This window comes from Nocardia sp. NPDC004711 (assembly GCF_053601595.1).
Genome location: NZ_JBSGCB010000029.1, coordinates 56,981 through 72,001, shown reverse-complemented (window position 1 = coordinate 72,001; position 15,021 = coordinate 56,981). Strand labels below are relative to the sequence as shown.

At 65.8% G+C, this 15,021-nt stretch carries 12 protein-coding genes; 9 read left to right on the top strand and 3 right to left on the bottom strand.

Annotated elements, in window-relative coordinates; all coding sequences use genetic code 11:
* Positions 1-16 precede the first annotated feature (16 nt).
* Together ACWEKS_RS28030 and ACWEKS_RS28025 are read left to right on the top strand one after the other, a co-directional pair.
* Positions 17-1,486 (top strand): amidase, encoded by a 1,470-nt coding sequence (locus tag ACWEKS_RS28030; RefSeq protein WP_452342836.1) that lies wholly within the window; start codon positions 17-19, stop codon positions 1,484-1,486.
* The gene (locus tag ACWEKS_RS28025; RefSeq protein ID WP_452342835.1) at positions 1,467-3,089 is read left to right on the top strand and encodes a long-chain fatty acid--CoA ligase; all 1,623 of its coding nucleotides are present in this window, start codon (positions 1,467-1,469) and stop codon (positions 3,087-3,089) included. Before ACWEKS_RS28030 ends, ACWEKS_RS28025 begins: the two co-directional genes overlap by 20 nt.
* A 52-nt stretch (positions 3,090-3,141) precedes the next feature.
* Here ACWEKS_RS28025 and ACWEKS_RS28020 read toward each other — a convergent pair whose 3' ends face one another.
* Positions 3,142-4,371, bottom strand: coding sequence for a saccharopine dehydrogenase family protein (locus ACWEKS_RS28020; protein ID WP_452342834.1), 1,230 nt, complete (start codon positions 4,369-4,371; stop codon positions 3,142-3,144).
* 696 nt (positions 4,372-5,067) lie between these two features.
* Here ACWEKS_RS28020 and ACWEKS_RS28015 point away from each other — a divergent pair.
* Entirely contained in the window at positions 5,068-6,120 is a 1,053-nt protein-coding gene (locus tag ACWEKS_RS28015; protein WP_452342833.1) for an NAD(P)/FAD-dependent oxidoreductase, read from the top strand.
* Between the two features lie 15 nt (positions 6,121-6,135).
* A complete protein-coding gene (locus ACWEKS_RS28010; RefSeq protein WP_452342832.1) occupies positions 6,136-6,633 on the top strand; it encodes a hypothetical protein in 498 nt (165 codons plus the stop codon).
* Here ACWEKS_RS28010 and ACWEKS_RS28005 read toward each other — a convergent pair.
* Entirely contained in the window at positions 6,621-7,499 is an 879-nt protein-coding gene (locus ACWEKS_RS28005; protein WP_452342831.1) for a PaaX family transcriptional regulator C-terminal domain-containing protein, read from the bottom strand. The two genes, ACWEKS_RS28010 and ACWEKS_RS28005, sit on opposite strands and share 13 nt — an antisense overlap.
* Between ACWEKS_RS28005 and ACWEKS_RS28000 the strand changes: the two genes are divergently transcribed.
* Positions 7,498-7,737 (top strand): hypothetical protein, encoded by a 240-nt coding sequence (locus ACWEKS_RS28000; protein WP_452342830.1) that lies wholly within the window; start codon positions 7,498-7,500, stop codon positions 7,735-7,737. The two genes, ACWEKS_RS28005 and ACWEKS_RS28000, sit on opposite strands and share 2 nt — an antisense overlap.
* Positions 7,738-7,755: 18 nt before the next feature.
* On the opposite strand, the gene ACWEKS_RS27995 is transcribed toward ACWEKS_RS28000, so the two are convergent.
* Positions 7,756-8,658 (bottom strand): response regulator transcription factor, encoded by a 903-nt coding sequence (locus ACWEKS_RS27995; protein WP_452342829.1) that lies wholly within the window; start codon positions 8,656-8,658, stop codon positions 7,756-7,758.
* Between ACWEKS_RS27995 and ACWEKS_RS27990 the strand changes: the two genes are divergently transcribed.
* The 4 genes from ACWEKS_RS27990 to ACWEKS_RS27975 all read left to right on the top strand — a co-directional run bounded on the left by ACWEKS_RS27990 (position 8,659) and on the right by ACWEKS_RS27975 (position 14,919).
* Entirely contained in the window at positions 8,659-8,799 is a 141-nt protein-coding gene (locus ACWEKS_RS27990) for a hypothetical protein (RefSeq protein WP_452342828.1), read from the top strand. It abuts the gene before it with no gap.
* Positions 8,800-8,956: 157 nt separating this feature from the next.
* Positions 8,957-10,372, top strand: coding sequence for an amidase (locus ACWEKS_RS27985; protein WP_452342827.1), 1,416 nt, complete (start codon positions 8,957-8,959; stop codon positions 10,370-10,372).
* A 140-nt stretch (positions 10,373-10,512) separates the two neighbouring features.
* Entirely contained in the window at positions 10,513-11,070 is a 558-nt protein-coding gene (locus tag ACWEKS_RS27980) for an L-serine ammonia-lyase, iron-sulfur-dependent, subunit alpha (RefSeq protein WP_452342826.1), read from the top strand.
* 558 nt (positions 11,071-11,628) lie between these two features.
* Complete coding sequence (locus ACWEKS_RS27975; RefSeq protein ID WP_452342825.1) at positions 11,629-14,919, top strand: protein kinase domain-containing protein; 3,291 nt, start codon at positions 11,629-11,631, stop codon at positions 14,917-14,919.
* The last annotated feature ends 102 nt before the right edge of the window (positions 14,920-15,021 follow it).

Below are 15,021 nucleotides of genomic sequence, written 5' to 3'. Positions count from 1 at the left end.
GAGAGGCTTGAGGAACATGGAGAACAATCGAGTCCACACCTTCAGGGACGATGCGCTCGGCGATCTCGACGCGTGCGGCATCGCAGCCCGCATCGCCTCAGGCGAGGTCTCGGCGCGCGAGGTTGTCGAGGCCTCCATCGCACGGGCATACGACGCAGACCCGACTCTGCGCGGCCTCGCCGTCGAAGACTTCGATCGAGCAATTTCCGTCAGTGACCATGTTCGAACCGGCGCCTTCAGCGGCGTACCGACTGCGATCAAGGACAACACCGCCCTGGCAGGCCTCCCGACGCAGTTCGGCAGCACCTCATTCCGGGCCGTCCCGGACTCGGCGAACGGACAATTCGTCGACCAAATGTTGCGCGCCGGAATGATCCCCATCGGAAAGACCCGGCTACCCGAGTTCGCATTCAACGTCACATGCGAGTATTCGCGCGACGCCCCGGTTCGAAACCCCTGGAACACCGACTATTCCGCGGGTGGATCGTCCGGCGGCGCCGCAGCGCTGGTTGCCTCCGGTGTGGTTCCCATCGCCCACGCCACCGATGCAGGCGGGTCCATCCGAATCCCCGCTGCTGCCTGTGGTCTCGTGGGACTCAAACCCTCTCGCGGACGGCTGGTGGAAGACATCTCGGAGAAGGCCATGCCGCTCAAAATCGCCGTTCAGGGTGTCCTCACACGGTCGGTTCGCGACACGGCACGCCTGATGTTCGAGGCTGAGCGCTGCTATCGGAACCCTCGACTGCGCCCCGTGTGCGATGTGGCGGGTTCCAATCGCACACGGTTGAGAGTCGGAGTACTGGCTGCCTCTCCGACGTCGAGTCCGGTCGACTCGGAAACGCAGGAATCTGTCCGGGCCACCGCCGATCTCCTGGAATCTCTCGGGCACCACGTCACCGAGACAACGTCCCCCGTTCGAGCAGACTTCATGAAGGACTACCTGCTCTATCTGGGGCTTCTCATGACCGGCATCCGGAGCGCCGCCACACACATCGTCGGATCCAGCCTCGACAAGGCCGAGCTCGAGGCGACAACCAACGGCCTCTGCGATCATTACCGGCGTGCCATCGCCCGCACACCGATCGTTCTTCATCGACTTCGGCAGGTGCAGAAGCATTTCCGATCGACATTCGACCACTTCGACGTACTGCTCTCGCCGGTTGCCGCGCACTCGACGCCGGTTCTCGGCCACCTGTCCCCGGATCAGCCGTTCGATTCATGGCTCGAGCGACTGAGCGCTTTCGACTGCTTCGCGCCCCTCAACAACATCTCCGGCACACCGGCGATCACGCTTCCCCTCCACCACACCCGATCGGGCCTGCCACTGGCATCGCACCTGTCAGCGAACATCGGCGACGAACGCACCCTCCTCGAACTGGCCTTCGAACTCGAAGAGGCAGCGCCGTGGGCACGAATCGACGCCAAGCCACAGTCCGTCCCGACCCCCAACGCGATCAGGAGTATCAATGCAGAGCACGATGAATGAAGTGCCACTGTCGATTGCGCAGTTGCTGCGGCATGGAAGTACTGTCCACGCGGACGCCGAGGTGGTCACCTGGACCGAGTCGGGCCCGCGTCGTCGTACCTATGCGGAGGTCGGTCGGCGGTGTGCGCAGTTGGCACACGCGCTGCGGGGTCTCGGTGTCACCGGTGACGATCGGGTGGCCACGTTCATGTGGAACAACGCCGAGCACCTCGAGGCGTATCTGGCGGTGCCGTCGATGGGTGCGGTACTGCACACGTTGAACATCCGGTTGTTCCCTGAGCAGCTGATCCACGTGGCCAACCACGCGGAGGATCGGGTGATCATCGTCGACGCGACACTGATTCCGCTGCTGGGCCCGAAACTGGCGCAGATGAAGACCGTCGAGCACGTGATCGTCACCGGCGATTCCACGGCCGGGCTCGAAACGCCCGAGGGAATCGAGGTGCACTCCTACGAGGGCCTGATCACCGGTGAGCCGGCCGAGTACGACTGGCCCGAACTCGACGAGCGATCGGCCGCGGCGATGTGTTACACGTCGGGCACTACCGGGGCTCCGAAAGGTGTTGTCTACTCGCATCGTTCGATCTACCTACATTCCATGCAGGTGTGCATGAGCGACGGCCCCAATCTGGCGCAGGGCGACCGGGCGCTCGCGGTCGTGCCGCAGTTCCATGCGATGTCGTGGGGTTTGCCGTACGCGGCGTTCATGATCGGTGCGTCGCTGATCATGCCGGATCGGTTCCTGCAGCCCGCGCCGCTGGCGAAGCTGATCGCGGCCGAGCACGCGACCTTCGCGGCGGCGGTGCCGACGATCTGGCAGGGCCTGCACCTGCACCTCGAGCAGCATCCGCAAGACATCTCGTCGATACGGGAGGTCCTCATCGGTGGGGCGGCGGTGCCGCCGTCGCTGATGCGCGCGTTCGAGAACGACCATCAGGTGTCGGTGTTGCACGCGTGGGGCATGACCGAGACGTCGCCGCTGGGGTCAGTAGCGCGACCGCCGGCCGACGCCGACGAGGAGGAGCGGTGGTGGTACCGGTACACGCAGGGCCGGTTCCCGGCGTCGGTGCAAGCGCGGTTGATCGACGACGACGGCAACCGGGTGCCGCACGACGGGTCCAGTGTCGGGGAACTCGAGGTGCGGGGGCCGTGGATCACCGCCTCCTATTACGGGGTGGAAGCGCCGGACAAGTTCCGGGATGGCTGGCTGCGCACCGGTGACGTCGGATCCATCACCGCCGACGGCTACCTGACACTGTCGGACCGGACGAAGGACATCATCAAGTCCGGTGGCGAGTGGATCTCCTCGGTCGACCTCGAGAACGCGGTCATGGGGCACCCGTCCGTCGTCGAGGCCGCGGTGATCGGTATCCCCGACGAGAAGTGGGACGAACGGCCGCTCGTGGCGGTGGTGTTGCGTGAGGGCAGCGATGCCACACTCGGTGACCTGCGGGACTTCCTGGCCGACAAGGTCGCCAAGTGGCAGGTGCCGGAGAACTGGGCGGTGATCCAGGAGGTGCCCAAGACCAGCGTCGGCAAGTTCGACAAGAAGCGGCTGCGGGCCGACTTCCACGACGGCACCCTCGACATCATCAGGCTCTGACGACCACCCGGTGGCCCGGAATCGCCCAGGCCACCGGGGGTCTCGGTATCGACTATTCGATCGGTTCTTGCTCGACCAGATAGACGGGGGTGCCTGCCTTGCGCCCCAACACGACATCGAGAACCTCGAAGAACCGTTCGGGGTCGATGACGGCCTCGGGCGCGTGCACGCCCGGTCGGCGGGCCGAGCCATCGATGACCTGCGACATGCCGATTGCCAGCGGGATTCCGGTTACCCGCGCCATGTCACCGAGCAAGGCGCGGGCCGGGTCCTCTGGTGAGCCCGCCAGGTTCAGGTGCGCCAATACCATGTGGGGGCGCCCCTGCTTGATGCCCGACACCGCTGCGAAGAACGGCGGGAGAGTATCGGGTCCCTTGGCGCGAAGCGCGGTCGGCGCCGACCGGATGATGCGCAGCAGATTCGGATCGGCGAGGGCGGCCACTGCGGCTTCATTGGTGAGTTTGCCCCTGTCGATATCGCGTCGGAGGGTATCGAGGTAGGCCATGGTCCACGTACTCATCACCATCAGGTTGATCGCATCGCCGCTGGGTTTCAGGGTGCGCTGCAGCGTGATCGGCTCCGGGTGGCCGATGGAGTACGCGGTTCCATGCCGTCCACCGGGAAGTTTCAACGACACTGGGCGAAGGGGGCGTTGCTCGCTGAGCTGACCGGCGGTCACACCTTTGATCGTGCCGCTGCTCTGCTGCATCCAGTGCACCGCCGCGGCAGAGGGGCGACCGTCGGGCCCGAGCAGTTGCGCGTCGTCTCGGGTCGTGTCGCCCGCGTCGTCGACGTCGACCGGCCACGCGGTGTAGGCATCGCGTACCGAGTCGAGTTCCGCGGCAGCGATTGCCGCCAGCAAATTGCTGATGCCAGGGCTGGCACCCATGCCGATGATCGCGCAAACCTCGCGGGCACGAGCCGCCGTGTCGAGTTCGAGCATCTGCAGCGTGGGTTCCCAGTCGTCGCAGATATCGAGGTAGTGCGTCTGCGTGTCGATCGCCGCTTGTAATACCGCCAGTCCGAAGCGGTAGTAGGGCCCGACTGTGTTGAGCACTATGTCGGCCGGCGCGAGCGCTGCACGCAACTGCGCTTCGTCGGTGACGTCCACCTGGATCGCCCGTACAGCCACGGGTGCCTCTGCCAAGCGACGTGCCAATCGTTCGGCTGCGCCCAGATCTCTGTCTGCGACAACGATTTCCGTCACGCCGGGGATATTCACCGCTGTTTGCACGGCCACGGTGCCCATAGCACCCGACCCGCCCAATGCAAGAACCTTCATCGGATGCTCCTAACTTCCGAGATCGTGGGTTGCTGTGTTCACGCGCACGGCGCCGTGCACGACTTTGCTCGTGGTCGGCAGAAGCGCCTCGCCCGCGCCGTCTGGGCGTGGGACTCGTGAGAGAGGGCGTTGGAACGTGCCTCCACGCCGTTGACCCCCGGCCCCATGCGACAACCCCGGGCGTGATGAGTCGCTGAAGTGACCATGCTCGGTGCTGCTCGGCATCGCGATGCGCGGGCGGCGCTCCGCGGCCGCGACCGCTGGTGCCAGGACCGTTCCGGTTGTCATCGCCGCTGTCAGGAGCAGGAGGGCTGTACTGAGGGGTAGAAACTTCATCACCGTCTTTCGTTCGAATATTATACGATCGTATCAACAACGATAGCTGAAAATATGATCGATTGGAGCGTGAGATATGTGCGGGTCCGCAGCTGGGGTCGCCGCCGCATGGCACACCGTTCGGGGTGAGTTCGTCAGTCGTCGCCAGGGTTTGCTGCGGTCGTCACCTCTGAACTATTCGACGATCGCCGGGGCATGATGCTGGGAAGCACCGAGGGCAACGCGGTGGCAGCGTCGATGCCGGGGACGACCAACAGACCGGGCATGCGATCGACATCGACTCGGCAACCAGGCATCAACGGCAGCGGCTGCCACTGCAGAGCTGGCGAAGTTCGGCAGCAGGGAAGTGATTTCCCCCGCATGCGAGATCTTGAACATACGGCGACCGATGTCATTGTCATCGGATCGGGCGCAACGGGGGCCACCATCGCTTATGTCCTGGCGCACAACGGCATCCGCGTAACCTGTATCGATCTTGATGTGCGCGGTGCGGGAGTGACCGCCAGTGCGTTCGGGTGGATCTGTACTACTCACACCAGTATCGGCTCGGAACTGCACCGCGACGCGATCGCTGACTTCCGCGCTCTGGACGCGGATCTCGGAGGTGCTCTATCGATCTCATGGGTCGGGTCGCTGACCTGGTTTCAGGCACCGGAACACACCGAATCGTATTTGAGAAGGCAACAGGGGCTGGGTTTGCCGACCGAAGCCGTCGATGCCGAAGACTTCAGACGTTTGGAACCCTCCTTGCGTCGCCGACCGGAAATTGCGGCGTACGCGCCGCAGGAAGGTGCCGTTGCGCCAGGGCGAATGCGACGAACCCTTCTGGCCGCTGTCCGAGACCATGGGGTCCGGGTAGTGGAGGCGTCCGTCTCCGAGATTGCGGTCGGGATCGACGGTGGGGCACAGGTCTTCTCCGATGCCGGCGTCTTCAACGCGCGATACGTGGTGTTGGCGAACGAGCTTGGTGCCCCACGTCTGGCAGCACAGGTGGGCACCGTGCTCGAGGTCGAGTCCTCACCGGCGATCCGATACACCTTCCGGGCCACCGCGCCACTGTCACGGCGAGTCCTGTCAGGCCCGGACTACGAGATCAGGCCCTGGCATCGAGGAACGTATCTGGGTGCGGCGGACTACGTGACATCCGAAGGCCCGCATCGCCCCGTAATTCGCGTGCACCGCGCACTCGACGCCATCCGCCGCGATTTCAGCCTGCGAAATCCCCTGCACCTGCTGGACTTTCGCGTCGGCTACAGGCCGATGCCGACGGCCGGGCGACCTTACCTGGGCGCCCTGCGCACCGCACCTCAGGTGCTCGTCGCCTGTATGCATGCTGGAATCACCTTGGCACCCGCTGCTGCTCGCCGGGTACTCCATCACATCACCGGCACTGCCGAGCTTGCTTCGATCTGAATCACGAGGTTGTCGATGGAGAACAAGGGCCCTGTGCGCTCATACCTGCGCGGACTACATCAACTGCGCCCCGCGCGGCGTCTCGTCCTCGTCGAGTCGGCGGTCGGGTTGCTTGTGGGGGTGGCGACACTGCCGCAGTCCTACCCGTCGGCCGGAGAGTCGGCGATGTGGGCACAACTGGTCGGCTTGTCATTCCTGCTGGCAGCGCTCGGCGCGAACCTGCGCTTGTGGCATCGGGTCGTCGCCGCCGGTGTGGGGTTGCGCTACCACCGGGCCGTGCTCTCCGATGAACAGCAGCTACGCCAGTTCATCCTGGACGAGCGACGGCTCCGGATAGCGACCATCATGTACGCGGCCGCGATCTGTGTCCTGGTACCGCTGCCCCCGTCGTGGCTATGGTTCTGGTTCACCCTCACCTTGCTGACCACAGTGCTGACCGCGGCGTCGCTGCAGCGAATGTGGCGCGCCGAGGTGTGTGGCACCAACGGCGGGAACCGAAACTACGACGTGTGAGCGGGGTCGGCGGCCCCGCTGATCACACTCGAGTACCAGCGGAACAATCGAACAGGTTGCGCGGGATCTGATTTGAGCACTTGCGCCCAGCAGGCGGCCACCGCCGCGCGCGCAGCTGTGCCGACCCACGGCTGGGGAAGCAGCTGAGGCGGCAGCAGCGGATCAGGCTCCATAGCGTTCGTGAATTCCGCGGCCAGGGCAACGGCGATCGTCAGATGTCGAACACGCGAGGAGCCTCGCAGTTCCTGCAGGTATTGTTCGGCGGCCACGAGCAGCCGCCGATGACCGTCTGCGATGCGGTCGAGCGGCCACAGCTGCTCGGCAATGTCACGTGGGGCGACATGGCGACCGATGGCCAGGTCGGTGCTGGTGAGGGTGGTGATGTGGTCAGTGACACCCAGTTTTGTTGCGGCGGAACGGATTCGTTCCTCCCAAGGGTTCGCCGAAACGTATAGGCCACCCTGAATCGGCGCGCCGCCGAGCCGCAGGATGGAATCGCGCATGGAATCGCGCGCATGCCGCGCGGATTCAGGAACACCGAACGCGGCCAGATGCCAGCGCCCGTCCCATGAAGCCTCGCCACGATCCTGGGCATACATGTAGCGCACAAAGTCGAGATCGGGTTCGAGACTGTTGCGGGTCAGATCTGTCGCGCGCAGTACGGCTTTGCGGCCGCGACCCTCCTGGATGAACCTGCCCTCCGCAACGAGCCGTTTGATGCAGTGCCGGACCTGTTGATCGCTCATACTGAGCGCATTGGCGACATCGTAGAGTTCATCAGCATCGATTGTCGCGTCCTCTCGAATCAGGCTCTCCACAAGAGTGCGGGTCGAGATGTCAGTGTCATGGAACTGGCCCTCGCCCATGTTCGCCTCTGCTTTGCATCTCGACGAGCTGCAGCTATCACATCTCGTACGTTCGGTTGCATCTCGATCGTTTACTGTACGGTCAAACCAGCTGGGACCCGGGGCGGGCACGGCTCAACTGAGATTCAGGCGCACCCGGGCGCAGCCGCTGGCCACCACGCTGCAATGGCTCGTCGCCCTCGCCGGGCTGATCATCTTCCACATCGTCTACGTCACCCGCAACGGACTGAAGGTCTGACACGCGCCCGGCAGTCGGTCAACGGCCGGGCGGTGCGAGCAACTGCAGTCCCTCACGGACAGCGAGGGCGGCGAGCTCGGCACGGGAACCGCAGTGCAGCTTGGCGAGGAGATGTTCGATATGGGTCGCGACGGTCTTGGGGCTGACCACCAGCCGGGCCGCGATCCCCGCATTGGTGTCGCCGAGGGTGACCAGGTGCAGGGTGTGCAGTTCACGGATGGTCAGCCCGTGCGGGCGGGCGATGCGACGCTCGGTGACCAGCACCTCGCCACGCGGACCCGGAATGAGTTCGACACGGTGGCAGGCTCTTTCGGCGTCGAGCCACAGGAATCGCCCGGCCTTCGGGGCCCGTGCCAGCAGGTTCCACAGCACGGCACCGTCGCACAGGTGCGGGCCTGGCTCGCGCTGATCGAGATCGACGCCGCCCGCGGCTGTGCGCACCCGCGCATGGGTCGATGGATCAAGCCGGCGGGCCAGCAGATTCGGTTCCTTCATGAGGTCGCAAGCATTGGCGAAAACCGGCAGCAGCCGGTCGATGGCCTCGCGCCGCCGGTCGGTGGCGGCGTCGGCCCGGGTCCAGCTGACATGGACCGACCCGACGTAGCGACCGCCGCGCACCTGCAGCGCGGCCGACGCGCCCTCCCGGAAGCCCGCCGGGATCAGCAGCCTGCCGGTGACGGTATCGGTCACGTCGATGTGCCAGTCATCGCGGAAATCGCGCCACCGCACGGCGTGCGGCACCGTGGTGACCAGCTGATAGGTCACGGTATCGGCGCCGAAACCCGTGGTGGCGTGCCGCAGGAGCGCGGCGGAGTAGCCGTGGCTGGCCAGCACGTGATGGCGGCCGGCCGCGTCCAGCGGATCGAACACGATGACCGCCACCGCCTGGGCGGCGGTGAATCCGCGCAGGGTGTCCAGCAATTGCTCGGCCTGTTCGCCGATCTCGGGATCGAGGTCCGGCGGCGGCGAATCCGCCTGTGCGGCAGCCGCTTCCGCCCCTCCGGGGGCGAGGTGGTCGTGAACTTTCGTGGGCGTGCGCTTTCCGTGAATCCGCTGAGCTGACCCGAGGCTAGCAGTCCCGCGAGCGATCCGAGGGCAAACATGGGCGGCCCGAGAAATCGGTGAATCGACCGATGGTCGGGCCGCGCCACGACGGTCAGGATGACTCGCAACGAGCAGCGATTCGGTGTTCGGACCAGAGTGCAGAGGAGATTCCGGCATGGGTGAGCAATTGTGGCGCAAGGGGGCGGGCGAGCTCGCGGCGCTGATCCGGGAGCGCGCGGTATCCGCGAGCGAGGTGGTCGAGGCGCACCTGGCGCGCATCGAGGAGGTCAACCCGGAACTCAACGCCGTGACCGTCGTCCTCACCGAGGAGGCCCGCGACGGCGCCCGCCGGGCCGATCGGGCGGTCGCCGAGGGCGCGGAACTCGGTCCGCTGCACGGGGTTCCGGTCACCATCAAGGAGAACATCGACGTCGCAGGCACCGCCACCACCCAGGGCATGGCCGCGCTCGCAGGCGCGATCGCGGCCCAGGACGCCCCCGTGGTCGAGCGACTGCGCGCGGCCGGGGCAATCGTCCTCGGGCGCACGAACATGCCCGACTCGGGATTGCGGATCGCGACCGAGAGCTCGCTGCGCGGCATCACCGAGAATCCGTGGCGGCGCGGGCGCACCGCGGGTGGATCCTCCGGCGGCGAGGCGGCGGCACTGGCCTCGGGCATGTCTCCGCTGGGGGTCGGCAATGATCTCGGCGGCTCACTGCGCAATCCCGCGCACTGCTGCGGCATCTCGTCGCTGAAGCCCACCACCGGCCGCATCCCGCAGGCCACCGATCTCGAGCCACAGGATCTGCCGCCGTCGATCCAGCTCATGGGGGTGGCGGGGCCGATGGCCCGGACCGTCGCCGACGTCCGCCTCGGCTACGGGATTCTGTCCGGCGCGCATCCCCGCGACCCGATCAGCGTCCCCGCACCGCTGCACCACCCCGATGCCGCGCAGCGCGTGCGGGTGGCCCTCATCGCCGAACCACCCGGCGGCAGTACCGATTCCGGAATCGCCGACGCGGTCCGGCAGGCGGGCGCGCACCTGGCCGCCGCGGGCTACGAGGTCGAGGAGGTCACCCCGCCGGAGTACGAGGCGGTGCTCGACCTGTGGCGCCGCTTCCTCATGACCGATGTACGGATCATGTGGCCCGGGCTCGCGCAGATCCTGGGCCAGCAGGGAAAGGATTTCGTGCTGGCCGCCTTCGACGAGATCCCGGCCCTGGACCGGGACGGCTATATCGGGGTGTTGATCCAGCGGCAGCGCCTGCAACGCCTGTGGTCGGAGTTCTTCCTCGACCACCCACTGATCCTGTCGCCGATCTGGGCCCGGCCCGCCTTCGAACACGGCTGGGACGTCGTCGATGCGGACCATTCCTCGGCCACCCTGGAACTGCTGCGGCCGGTCATGCCCGCCAATGCCCTCGGGCTGCCCGCCGTCGCGACCACCGGCGGATTCGCCGACGGCATGCCGGTCGGGGTCCAGCTCATGGCCGCGGCCTTCCGCGAGGACCGGGCGCTGGCCGCGGCCGAGGCGCTGGAGGCCGCGGTCGGCGTCCGCACGCCCATCGACCCGTTCAGCCGCGGCCAGTAGCCGTTCGTCGCCGAGAAAAAGAAAGCCGCGCGACGAGACCGATCTGCTCCCGCACGTCGCCGGTGTCCGCGTGAACCTGTAGGGTCGCTGGCGGCCACCGGCGCGGGGCACGGCATGATGCCCGCCTCGCCGAGGACGAGATGGCCCTGCTTCCCAGAACATTCCGCGACTTTCACCCTGATGCCCTGGCGTTGACCGCGGTCGGCCGACGCGACCGTGTACTCCACACGGGGACCTACTACTCGATCGGCGGCGGCTTCGTCGTCACCTGCGACGACACGCAGGCTCAGTCGGAGCCCCCGGCCAACGAGTTCTCTTTCGGATCAGGCCGCGAGTTGCTCGATCTGACCTCGCACTTCGGGATCACGATCAGCGACGTGATGCTCGCACACGAGTGCGCCGGCCGACGCAAACACCAAGTGCGGGAACAGCTTCTGCACATTCGCGACATCATGGTCGCCTGCCGGGAACGAGGCATCGCGCGCGCCGGCTACTTGACAGGAAGTCTTCACGTTCGTCGCCGAGCGAAGGACTGGTACGAACGCCTCTGTGCTGAGGACCCGGATCGCGACCCGGCCCTCGCCGAGATCCTGGGCGGCACAACCGAACAGGTGGAGAATGCTGCCGAGATCGCGATGGAGCACAGCTCAGGGCTCACGCGTGAGCCGATCGGCGGACTCGTCCAGATTCCTGCATAGAGCGAAACGTCATTGTGGTAGTCAATCGCGGAGTGGAGCCGGATCTGGTTACAGTGCAACTCGATATAGGCGGTGATATCGCCGCGCGCGTGTCGAGGTTTCCGAAGCCTGTCGCCCACCGCACTCCCGGCGGCTACTGCACCTACGCCCCGTCCGACGTCGACCAAGTCCACAAGATCCGCACCCTGCTCATCGGCCGGGTTCGGCACCGCCACCATCGCAATGCTGTTGCCCTGCCTCGACATCGACGGCAGCCGCTTGACCACCACCTGCCCCGACATGGAGGCGTACCTGCGGACCGTCCAGACCGAGATCACCGCTATCGTCACCCTCGAACGCAACCAACCCCTTGCGAACTGCTGCGCACCGTACTGCCGGGATGAAGCCCCGGCGGCGACAACCCCGTCCTGTAACTACCCAGCACCGGGATCGGTTCTACCGCTTTACCGCTTGTCCTGCACTTCTGGTCGCCGGTCTTCGGTGGGGATACGCTGTCCGTTAACAAAGAGTTAACGCATTTTGGTAGGTGCCGGGTACCCCGGCGGATATGGGCAGCCGATGAACGAGCGAGATCCGTTCCGCACAGCCCGTGAAGTATCAGTGCCGGTCGCAGAGGAATTGGCCGCGGCCGGGTTCGAGGATGCCGAGGAGATCGGGCGGGGCGGTTTCGGTGTGGTCTATCGCTGTACCCAGACGGAGCTGGACCGGACGGTGGCGGTGAAAGTGTTGACCGCCGAGCTGGACACCACCAGCCGGGTACGTTTCTTCCGGGAGCAGCGGGCTATGGGTCGGCTGACGGGTCATCCGAATATCGTCACGATATTGCAGACGGGCACCACCGCGAGCGGACGGCCCTACCTGGTGATGCCGTATCACCCGGTCGGCTCCCTGGACGCACGGATCCGCGGGCAGGGTCCGCTGCCGGTGGAGACCGTGTTGTGGATCGGGGTGAAGATCGCCGGGGCGCTGGAGACCGTGCACCGCCTGGACATCCTGCATCGAGACGTGAAACCAGGCAACGTCCTCCTCACCGATTACGGCGAGCCCGCGCTGACGGACTTCGGAATCGCGCGGATCACCGGCGGATTCCAGACCACCTCGGGCACCCTGACCGGATCCCCGGCGTTCACCGCCCCGGAGGTGCTGGAAGGCGAGGCCCCCACACCGGCTGCGGACGTGTACGGGCTGGGGGCCACGTTATTCTGCGCGTTGACCGGGCATGCGGCGTTCGAACGTCGCAGCGGGGAGAACGTGGTCACTCAGTTCCTGCGGATCACCACCCAGCCGGTGCCGGACCTGCGTGAGCACGGCATCGCTGCCGACATTTCCACGATCGTATCGGCGGCGATGAACCGTGACCCGCGCCAGCGGCCCTCGTCGACCGCGCTGGGGGAAGCACTCCGGCAAGCACAGCGCAACCATGGATTCGCCGTCGATGAGATGGCACTACACGAACCCGACCGCGAGCACCCGGACCGTAAACCCGCCACCCCGGGGTGGCGTCCGCAGACGGCAGAGGTGGGTCGTCGCACCGCGGGCCTCGCGGGCCTGCTGCCACTGGAGTTGACCAGTTTCGTCGACCGCCGCGCCGAGCTGGCGGAGGTAAAGAATCTGCTGTCCACGGCCAGGCTGGTGACGTTGACCGGGATCGGCGGGATCGGCAAAACCCGGCTGGCGCTGCGAGCCGCGTCGACCGCGCATCGGGAGTTCGCCGATGGGATATGGCTGGTCGAACTGGCCGACATCTCCGACCCCTCACTGCTCGTCGGCGTGATTGCAGCCACCCTCGGACTGCGCGACGATTCAGCACGACCGCTGCCGCAGGTTGTGGTCGACTTCCTGTCCACACGCAAGTCGCTGCTGGTCCTGGACAACTGCGAACAATTGGTCGCGGCCGTGGCCGAGTCGGTCGAAACCTGGCTACAGGCCTGTCCACATCTGCGAATCCTGACCACAAGCCGCGAACCGCTCGATATCGCCGGAGAGTCGGTACTGCGGGTGCCGCCGCTGACCGTGCCGAACCCGAACCAGGAAACGCCGCTGCGCGGACTGCCCCGCTACGACGCGGTCACCTTGTTCGCCGACCGCGCGACCGCAGTCGTGCCAAGTTTCGAACTCACCGACGACAACAAGGACACCATCGCCCGCATCTGCACCCGGCTGGATGGACTGCCACTGGCGATCGAGCTCGCCGCAGCCCGGATGCGGACAATGTCCCCCGAACAGATCCTGCAACGCCTGGACGACCGCTACGCCCTACTGACACGCGGCAGTCGCACCGCACCCACACGCCAACAGACCCTGCGATGGTCCATCGACTGGAGCTACCAACTGTGCACCCCGGCCGAACAACGGCTGTGGGCGCGACTATCAGTATTCACCGGAGGCTTCGAACTCGATGCCGCTGAACAAATCTGCGGCACCGACCTGGCACCGGACAGCCCTCTCGATGTGCTCTCCGCACTCGTGGACAAGTCGATCGTGACCCGAGACGAATCTCACGGCGTGGTGCGATTCCGAATGCTCGAGACGGTCCAGGATTTCGGTCGGCAAAAGTTACGCGAGTCCGGTGAGGATCAGCTGCTGCGTAGAAAGCACCGCGACTGGTATCAGCGGCTGGCGCTGGACGCGGAGGCGGGGTGGATCAGCGACCGGCAGCCGTACTGGTTCGCCAGACTCGACCGCGAGCTACCGAATCTACGCGACGCGCTCGAACACTGCCTGGCGGAGAATTCCGAGGAAGCGGCGGAAGCCGGGCTACAGACCGCCGCCGCACTATCCGTGTTCTCGATTTTCCCAGGTCTATACGGCGAAGCTCGGCACTGGATCGAGCGAGTCCTGAACCACCCTGCCCGGCAAGCTGTACCCGACCGTGTCAAGGCGCTCTATGCAGGCTGCTGCCTGGCGGTAATGCAGGGCGATTTGCCAACGGCGACGACCCTGTTGGAACAGGGACTCGTGCTTGCCGAACAGGACCCCACTCCGATGACCCAAGCGCTGATCGCCCAAGCCGACGGCGCCGTAGCGCTCTACCGCGGTGAGCTTGCCCGCGCAACTTCGTCTCTCGAACGCGCTGTCGAAGTGCTCAGCCCGAATCCGCGAGGATACGTCTATCTTGCTGCTCTGACCCTGCTCGGTTGGGCGCACGAACTCACGGGGGACGCACAACGGGCGATTGAGTATCACCGACGAGTGCTTTCCATCACCCAAGCGTGCGGCGAATTGTTGTACCAGTCGATGGCGTTGTGGGGCACGGGTGTTGCCGTCTGGCAGCAAGGTGAGCGGTCTCGGGCAACTGAGCTGCTCGCGAGTGCACTGCGCGTCAACCGGCGAATGCGCAGCCCGGTTATGGCCGCGGTGAGTCTCGAGTCCCTGGCCTGGACGGCCTGCGCCGGCGGCGACGCCGAACGTGCGGCCGTGCTCATCGGAGCCGCGCACGAATTGGACCGGTCGTCGGGGGTCATTTCGAGCATCGTCCCGACAATGCGGCAGCATCACGACGAATGTGTCCGGCTGATGCAATCGGCCCTCGGAGCACGCGGATTCGAATCGGCCTTCCAGCACGGCCGAGCGATGGGAATGGATGCAGCCGTGGCCTACGCCCTCGGCGAGCAGCCCACCGACACGGAACTCACGTCGGGTGCTTTTGCGGAGTTGACCAAGCGTGAGCGGCAGGTTGCAGACCTCATCGCCGAAGGCTTCACAAACAAGCAGATCGCCGCCAAACTGGTGATCTCCCAACGCACCGCACAGGGGCACGTGGAACACATCCTGACCAAACTCGGATTCACCTCCCGCGCGCAGATCGCAGCCTGGATCGCAACAGACGCCGAACAACAGAATCATTGACCTCCTGCTAACGACTGAACCGCCCCGACGGGGCGCGAGACTTGGCGGTGTAGAGGCAGGCAGGCAGCCGGATGTCTGTTGATGTAGCCGTAGCCACCGTGG